Source organism: Pseudomonas sp. PMCC200344, assembly GCF_030053095.1.
Classification (GTDB): Bacteria; Pseudomonadota; Gammaproteobacteria; order Pseudomonadales; family Pseudomonadaceae; genus Aquipseudomonas; species Aquipseudomonas svalbardensis.
Map to the genome: position 1 here is coordinate 3106235 of NZ_CP125618.1, position 21207 is coordinate 3127441.

13 protein-coding genes are annotated in these 21207 nt (G+C 60.7%); 11 read left to right on the forward strand and 2 right to left on the reverse strand.

The genetic code is table 11. The features are described 5' to 3' along the window. The first annotated feature begins 208 nt into the window (after positions 1–208). Positions 209–919, forward strand: a complete 711-nt coding sequence (locus QFW87_RS14010) for an ATPase (RefSeq protein WP_283190803.1) — start codon at positions 209–211, stop codon at positions 917–919. Positions 920–1013: 94 nt separating this feature from the next. Here QFW87_RS14010 and QFW87_RS14015 read toward each other — a convergent pair whose 3' ends face one another. Beyond that, positions 1014–5921, reverse strand: coding sequence for an NAD-glutamate dehydrogenase (locus tag QFW87_RS14015; RefSeq protein ID WP_283190804.1), 4908 nt, complete (start codon positions 5919–5921; stop codon positions 1014–1016). A gap of 503 nt (positions 5922–6424) precedes the next feature. Here QFW87_RS14015 and QFW87_RS14020 point away from each other — a divergent pair. The 7 genes from QFW87_RS14020 to QFW87_RS14050 all read left to right on the forward strand — a co-directional run bounded on the left by QFW87_RS14020 (position 6425) and on the right by QFW87_RS14050 (position 13940). After that, positions 6425–6778, forward strand: a complete 354-nt coding sequence (locus tag QFW87_RS14020) for a hypothetical protein (protein ID WP_283190805.1) — start codon at positions 6425–6427, stop codon at positions 6776–6778. 304 nt (positions 6779–7082) lie between these two features. Continuing rightward, on the forward strand, positions 7083–8042 hold the full coding sequence (locus tag QFW87_RS14025) for a MoxR family ATPase (protein ID WP_064677924.1): 960 nt from the start codon (positions 7083–7085) through the stop codon (positions 8040–8042). A gap of 5 nt (positions 8043–8047) precedes the next feature. Then, positions 8048–8992 (forward strand): DUF58 domain-containing protein, encoded by a 945-nt coding sequence (locus QFW87_RS14030; protein ID WP_283190806.1) that lies wholly within the window; start codon positions 8048–8050, stop codon positions 8990–8992. After that, entirely contained in the window at positions 8989–9483 is a 495-nt protein-coding gene (locus QFW87_RS14035) for a DUF4381 domain-containing protein (protein WP_033054673.1), read from the forward strand. Before QFW87_RS14030 ends, QFW87_RS14035 begins: the two co-directional genes overlap by 4 nt. Beyond that, complete coding sequence (locus QFW87_RS14040; RefSeq protein ID WP_283190807.1) at positions 9476–10555, forward strand: VWA domain-containing protein; 1080 nt, start codon at positions 9476–9478, stop codon at positions 10553–10555. The genes QFW87_RS14035 and QFW87_RS14040 overlap by 8 nt, the downstream gene beginning before the upstream one ends. Next, the gene (locus QFW87_RS14045) at positions 10552–12291 is read left to right on the forward strand and encodes a tetratricopeptide repeat protein (protein ID WP_283190808.1); all 1740 of its coding nucleotides are present in this window, start codon (positions 10552–10554) and stop codon (positions 12289–12291) included. Before QFW87_RS14040 ends, QFW87_RS14045 begins: the two co-directional genes overlap by 4 nt. Then, complete coding sequence (locus tag QFW87_RS14050; RefSeq protein WP_283190809.1) at positions 12288–13940, forward strand: BatD family protein; 1653 nt, start codon at positions 12288–12290, stop codon at positions 13938–13940. Before QFW87_RS14045 ends, QFW87_RS14050 begins: the two co-directional genes overlap by 4 nt. A gap of 6 nt (positions 13941–13946) precedes the next feature. On the opposite strand, the gene QFW87_RS14055 is transcribed toward QFW87_RS14050, so the two are convergent. After that, positions 13947–15530: an ATP-binding cassette domain-containing protein gene (locus QFW87_RS14055; protein ID WP_283190810.1), complete on the reverse strand. Its 1584-nt coding sequence runs from the start codon at positions 15528–15530 to the stop codon at positions 13947–13949. A 201-nt stretch (positions 15531–15731) separates the two neighbouring features. Between QFW87_RS14055 and QFW87_RS14060 the strand changes: the two genes are divergently transcribed. Genes QFW87_RS14060 through QFW87_RS14070 form a run of 3 tightly spaced genes read left to right on the forward strand, consistent with a single transcriptional unit; the run spans position 15732 to position 21207 of the window. Further along, positions 15732–16976, forward strand: a complete 1245-nt coding sequence (locus QFW87_RS14060; protein WP_283190811.1) for an exonuclease SbcCD subunit D C-terminal domain-containing protein — start codon at positions 15732–15734, stop codon at positions 16974–16976. Further along, positions 16973–20614, forward strand: a complete 3642-nt coding sequence (locus QFW87_RS14065) for an AAA family ATPase (protein WP_283190812.1) — start codon at positions 16973–16975, stop codon at positions 20612–20614. The genes QFW87_RS14060 and QFW87_RS14065 overlap by 4 nt, the downstream gene beginning before the upstream one ends. Beyond that, positions 20611–21207 (forward strand): glutathione S-transferase, encoded by a 597-nt coding sequence (locus tag QFW87_RS14070; protein WP_283190813.1) that lies wholly within the window; start codon positions 20611–20613, stop codon positions 21205–21207. The genes QFW87_RS14065 and QFW87_RS14070 overlap by 4 nt, the downstream gene beginning before the upstream one ends.

Below are 21207 nucleotides of genomic sequence, written 5' to 3' on the forward strand. Positions count from 1 at the left end.
AATAATCAGGCCCGAATTAAGCATTCGGGCCTTTTTATTTCCCGGCGCAATTAACCAGGGCCTTTTAAACCAAACAAAACTAGTAGCCACCTGACAAGTGCGGTGATTGGCCATTTCATTCAGTGACGACAGGTTTAGTCTGGAATCTCCGCCGACTGTGTCCGGCCTATTAACTTTCCGATTCAAGTTGTTTCACGGGAGAAACACCATGAAACTTGCACTTGTCAGCACCATGACGATGACGATTCTTTTAACGGGCTGTTCAATACCCACTGCACCAAAGGCTGTTTCTTCGCTCGACGGCATCTTCACCGAGCCGGTTGGCCGCAGCAGTGCCACGCGTGTCGCCAATGGCAGCAACGTGTCCCTGGGCATCGTCTACAGCCGCAACACTCAGACCAACCGCGCCTACCTTCAGGATTACCAGGCCAACGCCGGCACCGGTTTCGGCCAAAGCCTGCTGGTGCAGCCGATCCACGATGCCTACGTCGCCACCTCCAAACCCGACCTGGCGGTGGACTGGGTCAAGGCGTCCTTGCAACGTCAATTTGGATCGGTGACGGTGTACCCGGACATGCAAAGTCTCAGGGCCGCTAAACCGGACGTGGTTGCCGTCGTCGACACGCGCAGTCAACTGATGACGTCGCGCAGTTCGGATATCAGCGCGAATGTCAGCGCAGCGTTCTACGATACCAACTTCAACTACATCGGCACTGCACAAGGGCATGACGCTAAAGAACTGAGCCCGGTATGGGCGGACTATAAACGCAGCGAAGAGATAGTTGCCGACATTAACGAACAACAGAATGTGCAAGTTCGGGCCTTGCAGAAGTTTGACCAGTCGCTCAGTAATTTATTGACCAGGCCGACAGCTAAAGTGTCGATGATCGATAATAATATAGGCACAAAGTTGTATTGAGGTTGATGGCTCCTTCGCGAGCAGACGGTACAAAACCTTCAGGCAAAAAAAGCCCCGCCTCTTTCGAGACGGGGCTTCTTCATTCAGCGCCTGATCAGGCCGCCGGTTCCAACTCAGCGCTGGCAGTGCTAGTGGCAGTGACTGGCACTACCGCTTGACCGCTCAACGCCAGATCCAGCAACTCACGGTTGGCCACCGCATACATGGCGTAATCAGTGCCGCTGGCGGCACGGATTTCTACCAGCATGGCGCGCCAACGTTCGATCATGCCTTCGTGCTCTTCCATCCACAGCTCAAGACGGGTTTCCACGTCCTGGGTGCCGTCGCCCTGTTGCAGGACGGAGATGGTGATCGCACGTTGTTGCCAGTCGACGTCATCGCGGAACGCTTCACGGGCCAGGGCCTGCCAGTTGTTTTCAACCGGCAGAGCGCTGATCTGTTGCAGGTACCAGGTGATGTCCAGCGCGCTGCCCACGGCGAAGTAAGCCTTCGCCACGTCGGCTGCGTTCTGACCGGTCACGTCGGACGCTTCGATGATCGGCAGCAAGGTGTACAGGTGAGTGGTGCCTGCAACCATGCGCGCCAGCAACTCAGGAACGCCAGCCGCAACGTAAGCCTGATAACGGGTCTGCCAGCCTTCGCGAGTCGGGCCTTCCAGCAGTTCGTCGAGCTTGAGGCCCAGCGCGGCCAGATGTGGACCGAAGTGCGCGACGTCACGGGCAGCATTCTGCTCGTTGCGACGGCTGCGCAGGAACCAGCGCGTAGCGCGACGGCCCAGACGCATCAGCTCATCCATCAGTTCCAGTTGCACGTCAGCGGAAACCTGGTAGTCCAGGGCCTCTATCTGCCGGAACCAGTGCGGGAGGTGGAAGATGTCACGCACGATCACGTAAGCACCGGCCACGTTCGCCGGGCTCATGCCGGTCGACTCTTTCAGTCGTTGAACGAAGGTGATGCCCATGTGGTTGACCAGATCGTTGGCGATCTGGGTGCTGACGATCTCACGCTTCAGACGGTGACGGCGCATGGCGTCGGAGAACTTGCTCACCAGGGTCGGCGGGAAAGCGGTTTCCATGTCGCGTGTCAGGTAGTCGTCGTCCGGCACCTGGGAATTGAGCAGCGCTTCCTTGAGGTCGATTTTGCTGTAAGAGATCAGCACCGAAAGCTCGGCACGGGTCAGGCCATGGCCCGCCGCGATGCGCTCGTTGATCGCCTCTTCAGCCGGCAGGAACTCGATGGCGCGATCCAGCTTGCCGCGGCCTTCGAGATCGTTCATCAGACGCTTGTATTCGGCAATCCGCGGCAAGGCACGACGGGCCGCCAGGGACAGGGCCTGAGTTTGCTTGTAGTTGTTGCCAAGCACCAGGTTTCCGACTTCGTCGGTCATGCTCGCCAGCAACTGGTTACGTTGCTTGTCGGTCATGTCACCGGCATGAACCACTTCGTTCAGCAGAATCTTGATGTTTACTTCGTGGTCGGAGCAGTCCACACCACCGGCGTTGTCGATGAAGTCGGTGTTGGAACCGCCGCCATTGAGGCCGAATTCGACACGACCCAGCTGGGTCATACCGAGGTTACCGCCCTCGCCCACGACTTTGCAGCGCAGTTCGTTGCCGTTCACGCGCAGTGCATCGTTGGCCTTGTCGCCGACATCGGCGTGGCTTTCGCTGCTGGCTTTGACGTAAGTACCGATACCGCCGTTCCACAACAGATCCACCGGTGCCTTGAGCAAGGCGTTCAGCAGTTCAGTCGGGGTCAGCTTGTCAGCCTGAATGTCGAAGCGCTCTTTCATCTGCGGGGAAATCGCGATGCTTTTCGCGCTACGGGAGAAGATCCCGCCGCCTTCGGACATGATGCTGGTGTCGTAATCCGACCAGGCCGAACGCGGCAGGTCGAACAGGCGCTGACGCTCGGCGAAGCTGTTGGCCGGCTCCGGGTTCGGGTCGATGAAGATGTGCAAGTGGTTGAACGCTGCGACCAGTTGCAGCTTGTCGGACATCAACAAGCCGTTACCGAACACGTCACCGGCCATGTCGCCGACGCCGACCACAGTAATGTTGTCTTCCTGAACATTGATGCCGCGTTCGCGGAAGTGACGTTGAACGCCAACCCACGCGCCCTTGGCGGTGATGCCCATTTTCTTGTGGTCGTAACCGGCCGAGCCGCCCGATGCGAATGCATCGCCGAGCCAGAAGCCGTAGTCGATGGCGATACCGTTGGCGATGTCGGAGAAGGTTGCAGTGCCCTTGTCCGCAGCGACCACCAGGTACGGGTCATCGTCGTCATGACGCACGACGTTGGCCGGCGGTACCAGCGCGCCGTCTTTCAGGTTGTCGGTGATGTCCAACAGGCCCGAGATGAAGATGCGGTAGCAGGCGATGCCCTCGGCCGCGATCTCGTCACGGCTGCCGCCCAGTGGCAGGCGACGCGGCAGGAAGCCGCCCTTGGCGCCCACCGGCACGATGACTGAGTTCTTCACTTGCTGGGCTTTTACCAGGCCCAGGACTTCGGTACGGAAGTCTTCTTCACGGTCGGACCAGCGCAGACCACCGCGAGCAACGTTGCCGAAGCGCAGGTGCACGCCTTCGACGCGTGGCGAGTAAACGAAGATTTCGAACTTCGGTACTGGCTTCGGCAGCTCTGGAATCTGGTGCGGGTTGAACTTGAAGCTGAAGTAGGACTTGTTCTGACCGTGCACGTCGGTCTGGTAGAAGTTGGTCCGCAGGGTGGCCTTGATCAGGTCCAGGTAGCGACGCAGGATACGGTCTTCGTTCAGCACCTGGACGTCGTCCAGAGCGGCCAGAATCGCGTGTTCCAGGCGTTGCTGCTTGTCTTCCAGATCGTCAGTACCGAGCTTGCGGGCCAGGTAGAAACGGGTTTTGAACAACCGGGTCAACTCGCGAGCGATGTCGGTGTGGTTGTTCAGGGTGCTGGCGATGTAACCCAGGTCGAAGCCCAGGCGAATCTGCTTCATGTAACGGGCGTAGGCACGCAGCAGCGCCACGTCGCGCCATGGCAGGCCGGCGGTCAGCACCAGACGGTTGAACGCATCGTTCTCGGCATCCCCGCGCACGATGTGGACGAACGCGTCCTGCAAGGTGTCGTTGAGTTGCTGGATGTCGAGTTCCAGGCCTTCGGCGGCGGTGAACGCGAAGTCGTGAATCCAGAACTCGCGGCCGCTGTTGTGACGCAGGCGATACGGGAATTCACCCAGCACGCGCAGACCGAGGTTTTCCAGGATCGGCAACACGTCGGACAGCGCCAGCGGCGTATCGGCGTGGTACAGCTTGCAGTGCAGCTCGCGTTGACCGGACACCTGACCCAGTGGCTGATAGAAGCTCATCACCAGTGGATTTTTTTCGCTCAGGCTCAGCAAGTGCTGCATGTCGACCACAGCCGAGTGGGCGGCGAAACGCTCACGATAACCGGCCGGGAAGCCTTTCGGGAAGTCGGCCAGCACGTTGGTGCCGCTGGCCTCACCGAAACTTTCAACCGTCAGGCTGGCGTAGTCGTCCTGCCAGCTGCGGCAGGCTTGCACCACTTCTTTTTCCAGCAGATCCGGGTCGATGTCCAGACGGTTCTTCGGATCGACGCGCAGAATCAGCTGCACACGGGCCAGCACGGATTCGGAGAAGAAGGTCCAGAACTCGCAGTCCGAGGCTTTCAGGCGATCCATCAGCACTTGCTGGATCTTCTGGCGCACTTCGGTGGAGTAGATGTCACGCGGCACGTAGGCCAGGCAGTAGCAGAAGCGGCCGTACGGGTCTTTACGCAGGAACACGCGAATTTTGTTGCGTTCCTGGATCTGCACAATCGACATCACGGTGCTGAACAACTCATCCACCGGGGTCTGGAACAGATCGTCGCGCGGCAGCACTTCAACCACCTGCGCCAGTTCCTTGCCTAAGTGAGCCTTGGCCTGGAAGCCGGAACGGCGCTCGATTTCTTCGACCTTGCGACGGATGTAAGGGATGACCCGCACGCTCTCGCCATACACCGAAGAGGTGTACAGGCCCATGAAGCGGTATTCCTTGATGACCTTGCCGTCGGCGTCGATTTCACGGATCGACACGTAATCCGGGTAAGCCGGACGGTGTACACGGCTTGGGTGTGCAGCCTTGGCGAACGACAGCAGGGTCGGTTCGCGCAGGTAGTTCACGGCGTAGTCTTCGATGCGCAGGTCATCGTAAGTCAGGCCGGTGCGCAGCAGTTTGGTCAGGCCGAGGAAGGAGTCCTGGTCGTAGACAATATGGCCACCATCGGCTTCGTCGCGAACCACGAACTCCTCATAGCCCAGGAAGGTAAAGTGGTTGCCCACCAGCCATTCCAGGAAGCTTTTGATTTCGGCTTTTTCTTCTGGATCGACGGCGAACTGACTAGTGTCCAGGCCGGTGAGGATTTCCTGGACCTTGGCTTTCATCGGCTCGAAATCGGCGACCGCGACGCGGACTTCACCGAGAACCTGTTCCAATTCCTTGCTCAGCACATTCAATTCGGCCGAGTTGGCGCAACGGTCGATTTCCAGGTACATCAACGACTCTTGCAGCACGTCGTCGCCCTGGGTGCCTTTCGGCAGGATTTCCAGCAGCTCGCCCTTGCTGCCGCGACGCACGCTCAGCACAGTGGTTTGCAGGGTGTGGATGCTGTAACCGCGACGGTTCAGCTCGGTGCGTACCGAGTCCACCAGAAATGGCAGGTCGTGGTGCAAGACTTCGACCGCGGTGTGGGTCGACTGCCAGCCGTGGCGTTCGTAATCGGGGTTGTAGACGCGCACTTGCGGTTGCGTGTGATCGAAGCGCTCAAGCAGGCGCCACGCAGAAAGGGTGCAGCCGGCGAGGTCGGACAACCGACGCTGGGTCAGCTCGTCCAGGGAAATGATGCCGAAAAATTGTTCCGCGAACAGCGCCACTTGTGGCAGTGCCTGTTCACTGATGTGCTGGGCCAGTGCCGCTTGCAGTTGGTGCTGGAAGTCGGCTTTGCTGGCTGCGGTGAAGAACGCCATCTGTGGTACTCCGCTTGGGCTTGTTATTGATGGAAGCGTCGCGTGCAAACCCCTTTCGGGGTAATCCGTCACCCTGTTCCTGATTCTCGGGCAGAGGAAACAGAATGACAGGTGGGTGAAGCTGGACGAGACACTCAGGTCACATTCACCTTCCATGAATGGGCATCTGCAAAAACGACTGGGCAACGCATCGCGCAATGTCTTTACAGGTGCTCATCCGTTGCGCAGCTTAACCAGTGCGGCAAGCCCCGTGCTTGCAGCGCTGCGACATATTCGGTCATCGGTACGCAGCTTGCGCCTTGTGCATCGAACAACACTAGCAGCCGCACGGCAAAACGGGGGGTTTAAGCCCGGTTTTGCGGCTCATCCGCACCAGAAATGACCAGCAACACCCCAGGTGTTCACGACACATCCTCTGACAACCAGGCGAGCAGAAATTCCCGTCTGCTGGCAGAATCGCCCTTTGTTCGTCTTCACAACGCTCGTCGAGCCAGGAATTCCCCATGCAAATGACCACCGCCCTCTTGATCGTCAACCCATGCGACGACGAAGAAGACAACATGGCCATGCTCTGCTGCCACAGCGATCAGGGCGATATGTTCCTGATGACCCGTTACCCGGACGAGGACGCGCTGGACATCAGCCTCGGCGACGAGCCTTCGACCCTGGACGGCGTGAAAGTCACCCTCAGCCCTACCCGTCTGCTGATCGAAATCGCTGCCGCTGACGCCGATGCGCTGAATGGTGATGATTCGCTGGAAATCATTCACAGCACTGATGCGAGCGATCTGCCGGAAGTGGAAGAAACACTGCAAAACATCCTTAAAGACACTGGTACCTATGTCAGCGAGCTCTGATGGCGTCTGAGCGTGCGCCTTCGCGGGCAAGCCTCGCTCCTACAGTACCGAGGCGGTCGCAATATTGCGTCTGACCCAAATACCTGTAGGAGCGAGCGGTGCGGCGATCCGACTTGCCCGCGAAGGCGTACGAAAGAACACCGCAATACCCCGTGCCTACACATCTCCAACAATTTCGCCCGTCTATTCCCACACTTTGCACAAAATGCCGTTAGTCGCCGCCCCCCGCGATAGATTAAAGTAACGCCCCCAGCCCTGGCGTTATTCGAACGTCTTCGGTCACCCTTTCCAGGAACAGTCATCGATGGAACATCGTGAAGCGCTGCTAGCGCTGCGAACCTTTCTTTCAACGCAGATTCTCGGCCAGGAAAAACTCATCGAGCGCTTGCTCATCGCTTTGCTCGCCGACGGCCACATGCTGGTCGAGGGCGCTCCGGGCCTGGCCAAGACCAAGGCCATCAAAGAACTTGCCGAAGGCATCGAAGCACAGTTCCATCGCATCCAGTTCACCCCCGACCTGTTGCCCGCGGACATTACCGGCACGGAAATCTACCGCCCGGAAACCGGCAGTTTCGTGTTCCAGCAAGGCCCGATCTTCCACAACCTGGTGCTGGCGGACGAAATCAACCGCGCCCCGGCCAAGGTTCAATCCGCCCTGCTCGAAGCCATGGGCGAACGCCAGGTCAGCGTCGGGCGCAGCACGTACGACCTGTCGCCGCTGTTCCTGGTGATGGCCACGCAAAACCCGATCGAACAGGAAGGCACCTACCCGTTACCCGAAGCCCAGCTCGACCGCTTCCTGATGCACGTGAAAATCGGCTTCCCGGACGCCGCCGTCGAACGTCGGATCCTGCAACAGGCCCGTGGCGAAGCACTGAACGGCGAAACCAAGCCCGAGCGCCGGGTCAGCCAGCAGGCGATTTTTGCCGCGCGCAAGGAAATCCTCGGCTTGTACATGGCCGACGCCGTGGAGGAATACCTGGTGCAACTGGTCATGGCCACACGCACCCCGGCCAAGTTCGACCCGGAGATGGCCGAGTGGATCGCCTATGGCGCCAGCCCACGCGGCTCGATCGCCCTCGACCGTTGCGCCCGGGCCCACGCCTGGCTGGCCGGTCGCGACTTCGTCAGCCCGGAAGACATTCAAGCGGTGCTGTTCGATGTGCTGCGTCACCGCATCATTCTTTCCTTTGAAGCCGAAGCCGCGGGCATCGACCAGGACCGGGTGGTCCAGCGGATTCTCGACGTCGTAGCCGTCGCTTGACCCCGATGAACGCCCTCCTGCCGCCCGAGCCGGGCATCCGTGTCAGCCTCGCCGAGCTGATCGAGATGCGCCATCGCGTGCGTGAAGTGCAATTGTTTTCCACACCGAGCCAGCGCAGCCCGCTGATCGGCTTGCACCACTCCAAACTGCGCGGACGCGGGGTGGACTTCGATCAGGTGCGGGTCTATCAGGCCGGCGATGACGTGCGAAGCATCGACTGGCGCGTCACCGCCCGCACCCAGGAACCCCATACCAAGCTGTTCCATGAAGAGCGCGAGCGGCCGATTTTCATCATGGTCGAACAAAGTCGCCGGCTGTTTTTCGGCTCGGGACTGATGTTCAAATCGGTGCTCGCCGCCCAGGCCGCGAGCCTGATCGGCTGGGCTGCACTGGGTCATAACGATCGGGTCGGCGGACTGGTGTTTGGCAACAACGAGCACTATGAAATCAAGCCACGACGCAGCAAACAGAGCCTGCTGCAATTGCTCAACCGTCTGGTGCGGGTCAATCAGTCGCTGCACACGGAAAGCGAGCCGGACCGGGACGCCTTCAACATTGCCCTGCGTCGCGGCCGGGAAGTATTGCGTCCCGGCAGCCTGGTGATCGTGATCTGCGACGAACGCACCCTGACCGAGGGCGCCGAACAACAGCTGAGTTTGTTGTCGCGGCATTGCGATCTATTGCTGCTGCCCGTATCCGATCCACTGGATCACGCCTTGCCCGCCGCCGGACTTTTACGTTTCGCCGAACGCGGTGCGCAACTGGAACTCGACACCCTGAATTTCGAGCTGCGCCAGACCTATCGCGCCCAGGCCGAAGCGCGTATCGCTCGCTGGGAGCTGCTGGCGCAGAAGCTGCGGGTTTTGCTGATGCCCCTGAGCACCCAGAGCGAGATGGTCGAGCAACTGCGCGAGTACCTGAACCCGCAGAAACCGGGGAAAGGCCGATGAGCAGCCTCGATCAACTGCAACCACTGATTTCCCCGCCACCGATCGAATTCTGGCCACCGGCGCCGGGCTGGTGGCTGTTGCTGTTGTTACTGCCTCTGATCGGTTTCGGTCTGTGGAAGGCCAGGCACTTCTTTGCGAACAAACGCCCTATCGTGCGCGCCGAACAACCGCTGGACCCGGTGCGCCTCGCCGCGCTGGCAGAACTGGCGCGGATGCCCAAACCCTACGACGGCGCTCCGGCCGGTGCTTGGTTGCAGCAACTCAACGGTTTGCTCAAACGCCTGTGCCGCAACCATTACCCCTACAGCCAGAGCCATACCCTCAATGGGCGCAAATGGCTGGCATTCCTCGACAATCGTTGCCCGGCTGCCGGCCTGACCCGCTGGATGGTGCTGGTCGAAGGCGCCTACAAACCCGAATGCAAACTCGACGACAAGGCCATCGCCGGCCTGACGCAGGCTGTCGACACCTGGATTCGTAAACATGTTTGAGTTCGCCTGGCCGTGGATCTTTGCCCTGTTGCCGCTGCCCTGGCTGATGCGCGTCGTGCTGCCTGTCGCCGACAGTGGCGAGCCGGCGCTCAAAGTCAGCTTCCTCGGCGACCTCGAAGGCCTGGCCCGCCGCCGGGCTCGGGCCAACCTGCCGGCCTGGCGCCAACAGGCACCGTTCATGCTGCTGTGGCTGTTGCTCCTGATGGGCGCGGCGCGCCCGCAATGGCTTGGCGAACCGCTGCCCATCGCCGCCAGCGGTCGCGATCTGCTGGTAGCGGTCGACGTGTCTGGCTCGATGGATTACCCCGACATGCAATGGCAGGACGAAGAGGTCAGTCGACTCACGCTGGTTCAGCACTTGCTCGGTGACTTCCTTGAAAGTCGCGACGGCGATCGCGTCGGCCTGATCCTGTTCGGCAGCCAGGCGTATCTGCAAGCACCGCTGACGTTCGACCGGCACACGGTGCGCGTGTGGCTAGACGAAGCGCGGATCGGCATCGCCGGCAAGAACACCGCCATCGGCGATGCCATCGGCCTGGCCCTCAAACGCCTGCGCCAACGCCCGGCACACAGTCGCGTACTGATTCTGGTCACTGACGGCGCCAACAACGGTGGCCAAATCGATCCGCTCACGGCTGCGCGACTGGCAGCTAGCGAAGGCGTGAAAATCTACCCGATCGGTATCGGCGCCGATCCGGAGCAAAGCGGCACTTTGGGTTTCCTTGGGGTCAACCCGAGCCTCGACCTCGATGAACCCTCCTTGATGGCGATCGCCGAAGCCACGGGCGGCCAGTATTTTCGCGCCCACGATGACAAGGAGTTGCGAGCGATCAAGGACACCCTCGACAAACTGGAACCGGTGACCCAGCAACCGACTCAGGCCCGCCCGGCGCAGGCGTTGTACCACTGGCCTTTGGCGATAGCGTTGCTGTTGAGCATGCTGTTGGTGGTTCGCGAGCGCTGGCCGGACAACCCGTTGCGGCGACTGTTTACCAAGGATCTGTTTTTGCAATCGCAACTGCCCGACTGGCGCCAGCGGCTTAAACGCCTGCGTCTGCGGAGGCGCCGATGAGTGCACTCTGGCCGTACGTGTTCCGCCCTTGGTGGTTGCTGTTGTTGCCATTGCTCGGCTGGTTGCTCTGGCAACTCTGGCATCGGCAGAAACGCGCCGGGCGCTGGCAGATGATTCTGCCACCGGCCTTCCATGCGGCGTTGCTCAGTGGTGGCAACGGTCGCGACAGCAAATTGCCGTGGGTCATCCTTGGATGTGCCTGGGTGCTGACCGTTCTGGCGCTGCTCGGGCCGAGCTGGGAACGTGTCGAGCAAGCCAGCCAGAAACCCGCCGACCCGCTGGTCGTGGTCCTTGAGCTGACCCCGGAAATGCTCGCCACCGACGTACCACCCAACCGGCTGGAACAGGCCCGGCGCAAACTGTTCGACCTGCTGGAGAACCGCAGCGATGCCCAGACCGCGATCGTCGTCTACGCCGGCAGCGCTCACACATTGGTCCCGCTGTCGGATGACCTGTCGACCAGCCGCAATCTATTGGATGCCCTCAAGCCTTCGCTGATGCCCCAAGCAGGACATCGCGCTGATCTCGCGGTGACCAAGGCCCTTGCCCTGCTGGATCAGGGTGCCCTCGGTGACGGGCGGATCCTGCTGATCGGTTCAACCTTGACCGAACAGGAACGACAAGGGATTCAGCAGGCGCTGGACGGCAAGTCGACACAATTTCTGATGCTCGGTATCGGCACTGCCGAAGGGGCGCCGATCACCCAGGAGGACGGCAGTTTTCTGAAGGATGACCAAGGTGCGATTCTGGTGCCACATCTGGACGAACCCAGCCTGAAAGCCTTTGCCAACGACCTGGACGGACTTTATCGCCACGCGCGCCTGGACGATGCCGACTTGCGCGCCCTCGGCTTGCTCGACGGTCCACGCGCGCTGCGCAACGACGGCCAGACCCTGCGCCTCGATACGTGGGCCGATCAAGGTTACTGGCTGTTGTTGCCGTTGTTGTTGCTGGCGGCGTGCGCCGGTCGTCGCGGCTGGCTGTTCTGCCTGCCACTGCTCTTGCTGCTGCCACAACCGAGTTATGCCTTCGACTTCAACGATTTGTGGCTGCGACCCGACCAACAGGGTCTGATCTTGCTGAAGCAGAAGCGTCCGTCCGAGGCTGCGCAGCATTTCGAAGATCGACAATGGCAAGGTGTGGCGCTCTACGAGGCAGGCGACTACAGCGGCGCCGCCCAGCGGTTCGCCGAAGGCAGCGACGCCCACGCCCACTACAATCGTGGCAACGCCCTGGCCAAAAGCGGTGAGCTGGAAGCCGCGCTGGATGCCTACGAACAGGCGCTGGAGCGTCAACCGGATTTGCGCCCGGCCCTGACCAACAAGACGCTGGTGGAAAGTCTGCTCAAGCAGAAAAACACTCCACCGCCCGTTGCACCGGACAAAAACGCCGGCAACGAGACCGAGCCCCCCACGCAAGAACCGCCGCCGGGCGCGGCCACTCAACCGTCGGATAAGGGCGAACCGAAAACCGACGGCCAACAAGCCACGACGGACTCCGACCAACAGAGCAAAACGTCGTCGAAACCCGGCACCAATGAAGTCCCGGGCAGCGAGCTGGGGAATGAAGACAGCACCCGACCACCGATGCGCCCGGCCAGCGATAGCATCGATGGTGAACAGCGCCAGGCGCTGGAACAATGGCTGCGCAAGATCCCGGATGACCCGGGTGAATTGCTCAGACGCAAATTCTGGTACGAACAGCAACAACATCAGGATCAGGGAAAAACTCGATGACCCGCTTCACCGCTTTCTTGCTCGCACTGCTGCCCGCCCTGTTGCTCTGCACTGTTCAGGCACAGGCAGCCGGGCTGGTCGCCAGTGTCGATCGCAGTCGCCTGAACAGCGGCGAGACGATTGAACTGACCCTGGAATCCAACGACGTGACGCAGTTCGGCAAGCCTGATCTGACACCGCTGGAGCCGCTGTTCGAAGTGCGCGGCACCCGTCAGGTCAACCAGTTGACCACCCTGAATGGCGACAACCGTGCGACCACCCGCTGGATCATCACCCTACTGCCTCGGCAGAACGGCAGCGTGGTGATTCCGTCACTGCAACTGGGTGACGTGCAGAGCCAGCCAATCACCGTGCAAGTGGTCGAAACCGAAACCCAGGACAGCCTGACCAAACGGGCCCCGGTGTTCATCGACGCCAGCCTCGATCAAAACAGCGTGTACGTGCAGGCCCAGGCGATCCTGACCTTGCGCATCTACCATTCGGTGTCGCTGTACGACGACAGCAGCCTGCCCCCCTTGCAGATCCCCGATGTGCGCATCGAGCAACTGGGCGAGGCGCGCACCTACGAGAAAGACATCAATGGCCAGCGCCACGGCGTGATCGAGATGCGCTACGCGATCTACCCGCAACACAGCGGTGAGTTGGTCATTCCGCCGCAGATATTTAATGCTGCACTCGTGGACGCACAGCCCGCCCAGGACGCCGCCTCCCAGGCACCGAAATCCGGCAAGCTGATGCGGGTCAGCTCCGCCGAGATTCTGCTGACGGTCAAAGCCAAACCCATCACCTACCCGGCCGACATGCCATGGCTGCCGGCCCGTAGCCTCAGCCTGAGCGAAAGCTGGAACCCAGAACCGGATCATGCGCAGGTGGGTGATTCGTTGACCCGCAGCCTGACGGTAAAGGCTGAGGGGCTGGACAGTTCGCAATTGCCACCGCTGCCCGCCACCGACGTCAACGGCTTGCGGCGCTACCCCGATCAACCGGTGCTGGGCAACCAGAACAGCGAGCGCGGGCTGATCGGCAGTCGCGAAGACCGTGAAGCGCTGGTACCCACGCGTAGCGGCGCAATCGAGTTGCCCGCGGTTGAAGTGGTCTGGTGGAACACCTTCGAGGACCACCTGGATCACAGCAGTCTGCCGGCCCGAACCCTGCCAGTGGCGAATAATCCGAGCTTGATGGTCGACACCCCGGCCGGCACGCCTCAAGTCTTTTCCGCGGCCGACAATGAAGCCCTCTGGTGGTGGAAACTTAGCAGCCTGATCCTGGCCTGCACCACCCTGCTGGGCTTCGGTCTCTGGTGGCGCGCCCGCTGGCAACCGGCGATCCTGCGCGCGGCGCAGACCGGCCCGAGCCCGCGCACCGTGCTCGACGATCTCAAGCGCGCCTGTCAGGCCAACGACTCCCACGCCACCCGCCAGGCCCTCGACGCCTGGGCCCGGCAACAACCGGAAACCCTGGCCGATATGGCGGCGCGTTTTGTGCCGTTGTCCGACGCCCTCGATGGCTTGAACGGCGCGCTCTACAGCGAAACCGGCCAACATTGGCAAGGTGGCGATCTGTGGCGTGCGATCAAGGCAATTCCGATTGCCGAGCGGGCTCAGGATCCGGTGGGCGACAGCGGATTGCCGCCGCTTTATCCGAAGTAACGGTCCCTAGCTGTTGAGATGGAACTCGGCGTCCAGATGAATGGCCTGTAAAAAAGCGCTGTCGTGAGAGACGACGATCAAAGCCCCTTGGTACTGATTGAGCATCTGCTCCAGCGCAATTTTACTGGGCAAGTCCAAATGGTTGTCCGGTTCGTCCAGCAATAGCAATTGCGGTGGCCGCTGTGCATATAACTGCGCAGCCAGTGCTATTTTCAGGCGTTCGCCGCCGCTCAACTGACAGGTCTTGAGCGTCGCACGATCCGCATCAATGCCCATCTGCGCCAACCGGGTTCGCGCCTCGGCTTCGGGCAACTGCGGATTACTCTCGTAGAGCCATTGCACCGCCGTGCGTTCGGGGGACTGTAATCCGGCGTGTTGATCCAGCCAGCCAACATGGCAACTGCGAATGAGTTCGCCTTCGCGCACCGGCAGTTGGCCGGCGATCACTCGCAACAGGGTCGACTTGCCGCTGCCGTTGGCGCCCAGGATTGCCATGCGCATAGGCCCCGTCAGCGTCAGATTGAGCGGCGCCGCGTAACCGAACGGGAGAATGACGTCGTTGAGCTGCACAATCAGTTTGCCATTGGGCACTACGCTTTCCGGAGACAACATCATGCGTTGAATGTCCGGCGCGCACCGCGCACGGGCCTCGGCGATCCGTTGTTGCTGCTGCTCCCGGGCCACCTGTTGATTGAGGCGCAATTTTCCCTGACTGTTTTCACTGCGTTCTTTCTGGGCGTTGGTGATCAGCTTGGTCTGATTGCCGTCACGGGCCTGACGGTCGCCGCGCGCATTACGCCGTTGCTGACGCTCCATCTGCACGGCCATCTCACGTTGCTCGCGCTTGGCCTGCGCCCGCTCACCTTGCAATGCCGACTGGAACGACTGCTGTTCCTGCTCGCGTGCCGCCGCATACTGACTGTAGTTGCCGCCATAAACCGCCAGCCCCAAGGGTGAAAGCTCGACAATTTCGTTCACGTGCTCCAGAAGACCCCGGTCGTGGCTGATCAACACCAGGCCATTGGGCCAGCGATCGATCTGCTGCGATAACTTGTGTTGCTGATCAATATCCAGGTGGTTGCTGGGCTCATCCAGAATGAGCCAGTCGGCTCTGGATAACCACGCCCCCAGCAACGCCACCCGTTGCCGTTCGCCACCACTGAGTGCGTCGGTGCGCGCGTCGGCATTCAAATGACCCAGGCCGATCTGCTGCAGCTCCGCCTCAAGGCGTGTGGCGCAATCCCATTGATCGACTGCCAGCGAATGGTCGTCATCGTCGACGCTGCCTTGGGCAATGCGATCCAGTGCCGCCAGAATAGGGGCCACCCCGGCCAGTGCGGCAACGCTGGGATAGCGCTCGGGTTCCAGTAACTGGGCCACGGAGTAAACCCGCCCTTCGCGACGGACGATGCCGCTTGTGGGCAGTTGCTCCCCCGTCAGGAGCCGGCCAAGCAAAGACTTGCCACAGCCATTGGCGCCCACGATGCCGGTGGCCCTGGCACTGAAGGTGTGGTTCAAGTGATCGAACAGAACGCGCCCGTCGGGCAGGTTGTACGACACTTGATCAAGTTGAAGTAACTGTTGAGTCATGACGCCTCCTTAAACATTAAAACTCCCTGATGCTGCGCAACAGCGTTCGACTGCCCTCTACCATACTGAAGCTGCACCACCCAATCGACAGGCTATCTTTCAAGGCTTTCAGCATCCCCGGTCTTTTGCCAGTAAACTCTCTCCCCTTTCGCCGTTGTCATTTTCCTCGCGGCCATCACCTTATTTCCTACGGAGTTCACCTTGCGTCTGTTTCACACCTCCGACTGGCACCTCGGGCAGAACCTGCACGGCCAGGAACGCGATTTCGAACACGGCTGTTTCCTTGAGTGGCTGCTGTGTCAGCTGAAGCTGGACCAGCCAGACGTGCTTCTGATCGCCGGCGATATCTTCGACACGGTCAATCCGCCGGTCAAAGCCCAGGAACGTCTCTACGACTTCATCGTCAGTGCCCATGAACAACAGCCGAAGCTGACCATCGTGATGATCGCCGGCAACCACGATTCCGGCTCGCGCATTGAACTGCCCGCGCCGTTGATGCGCCGTTTGCGCACGCATGCGCTGGGTCGTGTGCTGTGGCTGGATGACGGTCAACTCGACGCCGAGCGCTTGTTGCTGCCATTGCCGGATGCCAAAGGCAAAATCGTCGCCTGGTGCCTGGCGCTGCCGTTCCTGCGCCCCGCCGAAGTAACCGGCGCGCACCTGGGTGACAACTACCTGCGCGGTATCGGTCAGGTTCACGAATGGCTGATCGAAGCGGCCAATGCCAAGCGCAAACCAGGTCAGGCGCTGATCGCCATCAGCCACGCGCATATGGCCGGCGGTTCGGTCTCGGAAGACTCCGAGCGCAGCCTGATCATCGGTAACGCCGAAGCGCTGCCCGCCAGCCTGTTCGGGCCGAGCATCAGTTACGTCGCCCTCGGCCACTTGCACAAGCCGCAGAAGGTCAATGGTGAGGAACGTATCCGCTACAGCGGCTCGCCGATTCCGTTGTCGTTCTCCGAGATTGGCTATCAGCACCAGATTCTCGACATCAAACTCGAGGGCGAAACCCTGATCAGCGTCGAACCCAAACTGATCCCCCGGGCGGTGAATCTGCAACGCATCGGTCCCGCGCCATTGGCGGAAATCCTGCTGCAACTGGCCGACTTGCCGAACATCGACCTGCTGGCCGATATCCAACGCCAGCCGTGGCTGGAAGTTCGGGTGCGCCTCGATGAGCCGCAACCCGACTTGCGTTATCAAGTGGAAACCGCCCTGCAAGGCAAAGCCGTGCGCCTGGTGCGGATCGCCGCTGAATATGCCGGCAATGGCAGCCGCGATGGCGTCGATGACGGCACGACCTTGATCGAACTCGACCAGCTCTCACCTCAGGAACTGTTCAGCCGCGCCTGGCAGGACAATTACGGCAGCGAGGTCGACGAGCAAACCCTCAAGGACTTCGCCGAGCTGTTGCAAGACGTGCAGATGGAGAGCGAACAACCATGAAGATCCTCGCGATCCGCCTGAAAAACCTCGCCTCACTGGCCGGCCCCTTTGAAATCGACTTTACCGCTGAGCCGTTGGCCAGCGCCGGTCTGTTCGCGATCACCGGGCCGACCGGCGCCGGTAAAAGCACCTTGCTCGACGCCTTGTGCCTGGCGCTGTTCGGTGCTGTGCCTCGGCTTAGCAATGCTCAGGTGTCTGCCAAAGCGCCAGACGCTGACGGCGAGATCAGCACTGGCGACCCCCGCACTCTGCTGCGTCGTGGCACGGGTGAAGGTTATGCCGAAGTAGATTTCGTTGGCATCGATGGCCGTCGCTACCGCGCTCGCTGGGAAGCTAATCGCGCCCGCGAGAAGGCCGGCGGCAAGCTGCAAGCCAGCCGTCAGAGTTTGCGCGACATCGATCTGGATCAACTGCTGGCCAGTCAGAAAGTTGAATTCAAAATCCATCTCGAATCCGTACTGGGCCTGAACTTTGAGCAATTCACCCGCGCGGTGCTGCTGGCCCAGAGTGAATTCAGTGCTTTTCTCAAGGCTAACGACAACGAACGTAGCGAACTGCTGGAAAAACTCACCGACACCGCGCTCTATACGCGCCTCGGTCGCCGGGCTTTCGACAAAACCAAAGAAGCTCGCGAAACCCACAAGCTGCTGCAGGACCAGGCCACCGGCGTGACGCCATTGTCGCCAGAAGCTCGGGCAGAACTCGATGAACGCTTCAGCGAGGCTCAGCAACAACTCAAGACCCAGCAAGCGCAGCTCAAGCAATTGGAATTGCAACACACCTGGCTCAAGGACCTGCGTCAATTGCAGGACGAGCAGCAGAGCGCCACCGAGCAGTTGCAATCGGCCCAGCAGCGTTGGGAAGTTCTGGCCGGCGAACGTTTGAAGCTGACTCGCCTGGAGCAACTGGCCCCGCAACGGCACCAGTTCGCCCGCAAAACAGAACTCACTGCCCAGCTCACACCGCTGGCCGCGCAGATTCAGCAGCACACCCAACAGCAAACCGAACTGAATGAGCGCCAAGCGCAACTCGAACACAGCCTGAGCGCCGCGCAGACCGCACTCGTCGAAGCCCAAAGCCAACGCACCACCAGCGCTCCACTGCTGCGTCAGGCGTTTGAAGAGCAAAGCACCCTCGCCCGTCTGGTCAAAGACGCCAGTCTCAGTGCCGACCTCAAGCAGCAGGCGGAACTGGCCTGCACTCAGGGCCAAAACACGATCCAAGGCTTGCTCGACCAACAGAAACAGGTCGCGTCACGCCTGGAACGAATCGCCACAGAGCTTGAGCAAAGCACCCCTCTGGCGCCGTTGAGCGATGCCTGGAACGCCTACCGTGATCGCCTGCAACAGCTGATGCTGATCGGCAATCGCCTGAACAAGGGACAGGCCGAACTGGCTGTCCTGGAACAGAGCGCCGCTCGTGCTGCCGAGGACCTGTCCACTCAGCGCCAGAGCCTTGAAGTGCTGTACAAGGAGGCCGGTGCCGAACCGGAAGCGGTGGCCGAGCAGATTCAGATTCTCGGTAGTCTGTTGCAGGATAACCGTAAGCAGCAGCGGGCCTTTGAAGAGCTGACGCGCCTGTGGGCCAGTCAGCAGGAACTGGACAAGCTCGCTTCCGAACTCCAGCAGCGCCAGCTGACCGCTCAGCAAGAACGAGAACGTCTGACCCAGGACGGTGTGAAGGCCAAGAACGAGTTGGTCGTTGCCGAACAAACCCTGACCGTCACCCGCCAATTGCTGGAACGCCAGCGTCTGGCCCGCAGCGCCAGCGTCGAAGAACTGCGCGAGCAGTTGCAAGACGATCAGCCGTGCCCAGTCTGCGGCAGCCCCGACCATCCTTATCATCAGCCCGAAGCCCTGCTGCAGAGCCTTGGCCGGCATGATGAAAGCGAACAGGCCAACGCACAAAAAGCCGTCGACCTGCTGAAAGAAAAGCTCACTGAACTGCGCGCAGAAGTGGGCGGCGTGATTGCGCAGCAAAAGGAGTTGCTGCAACAGCAAGAACACCTCGCGACCCAGCTGCAGAACCTGGCACCGAGCCTTGAAGCACATCCGTTATCTGCGCAGCTGTTGACGCAGGATGCGGCTAAACGCGATGCCTGGCTGGTGCAGCAAAACAACCAGTTGAACCAAAGCATCACTCAGGACGAACAACGGCAAACCGCCCTGCTCACCCTGCAACAGGACGCCGCGCGCCTTCAACAGCAACTGCGTAGCGCTGAAGCGGCGAGCCAGCAAGCTGCCCAGCACCTGGCCAACCAGCAACGTGAGTTGAGCAGTGATCACCAGCGTCTGGACGAGGAGTTGACGGCGTTCAGCACCCTGCTCCCGGCCGATACGCTGCAAGCGCTGCGCCACGAACCGGCCGCGACCTTCATGCAACTGGACCGGCAGATCGCCCAGCGGCTGGAACAACTCGATCAGCAACGCGATGAACTCGGCGAGCAGCAACAACGGCAGCAGACGCTGGAGAAAGAACAGGACCGCCAACTCACGCGCATCCAGCAGTTGGAAACGGCCCGCCAGCAGTTCACCGCCCTCGCCGACCAGCAACAGGTCTGCCAGCAAAAACTCACGCAACTGCTCGGCGAACACACTAGCGCCGAGCAGTGGCAGCAGAAACTGGATCAAGCCGTCGAACAGGCGCGCAATGCTGAGGCGACGGCCAATCAGGAACTGCAATCCGTGCGTACGCGGCTGGTGCAACTGGGCGCCGAACTCAAGGCCCAGCAGGAACGCTCGCAGGCGCTGGAAACCGAAGATCGCGAGCTGAGCGGCAAGATCGCCGACTGGCGCGCATTGCATCCGGAACTGGATGACGGTGGTCTGGAAGATCTGCTGAGTGTCGACGACCAGCAGGTCAGCGAACTGCGTCAGCAATTGCAGCAAAGCGAAAAAGCCATCGAACAAACCAAGGTTCTGTTGCAGGAACGCGATCAGCGTCTGCTCAATCACCAGGCACAGCACAACGGCAATCTCGACGCCGAACAACTGGCGATAGCGCTTACCGAGCTACAAAACCTGTTCACCGCCGGCGAACACCGTTGCGCCGAACTGCGCGCCGAACAGGCCGAGGATCAGCGCCGGCAAAATGCCAATCAGGCCCTCGCGCAGCAGATCGCCGACGCCTACACCGAATACCAGCGCTGGGCACGTTTGAATGCACTGATCGGTTCGGCCACGGGCGACACCTTCCGCAAGATCGCCCAGGCCTACAACCTCGACCTGCTGGTGCATCACGCCAACGTTCAGTTGCGCCAACTGGTGCGGCGCTATCGCCTCAAACGTGGCGGCAGCATGCTCGGTTTGTTGGTGATGGACACCGAGATGGGTGATGAACTGCGTTCGGTGCATTCGTTGTCCGGCGGCGAGACGTTCCTGGTGTCGCTGGCCCTGGCCTTGGGCCTGGCATCGATGGCATCGAGCACGCTGAAAATCGAATCATTGTTCATCGATGAAGGCTTCGGCAGCCTTGATCCGGAATCCCTGCAACTAGCCATGGATGCTCTCGACGGCTTGCAAGCGCAGGGACGAAAAGTCGCGGTGATTTCACACGTGCAGGAAATGCATGAACGGATTCCGGTGCAGATTCAGGTCCGCCGTCAGGGCAACGGCCTGAGTACGCTGGAGGTGAAATGAATACGCTGTATTCCTTCCGCCGCTGCCCCTACGCGATGCGGGCGCGCATGGCCCTGCGTTATTCCGGCGTTGCGGTGAATATCGTCGAGGTCAGCCTGAAGGCCAAACCTGCGGAAATGCTGGCGCTGTCGAGCAAAGGCACGGTGCCGGTACTGAGCGTCGACGGTCAGGTGATCGATGAAAGCCTGGCGATCATGCACTGGGCCCTGGCGCAGAACGATCCGCAGGATTGGTTGCTCAAGGATGATCCTGTCGGTCAGCAACTCATCGCCGAGCTGATCGAAGAAAACGATCAGGTGTTCAAGGTGCACCTGAATCGCTACAAGTACGCCGAGCGATACCCCGAGCAGCCAATGGTGTTTTATCGCGCCGAGGGCGAGGTGTTTTTGCGCAGGCTCGATGAGTTGCTGGAGGGACGCGACTACTTGCTGGCCGAGCATCCGAGCCTGGCGGATGTGGCGCTGATGCCGTTCGTGCGGCAATTCGCCCATGTGGATCGCGAGTGGTTCGGGCAGACGCCCTATCGCCGTTTGCAGGATTGGTTGCAGCGGTTTCTGGAGTCGGAGCTTTTCATCGGAATAATGGCGAAGTAA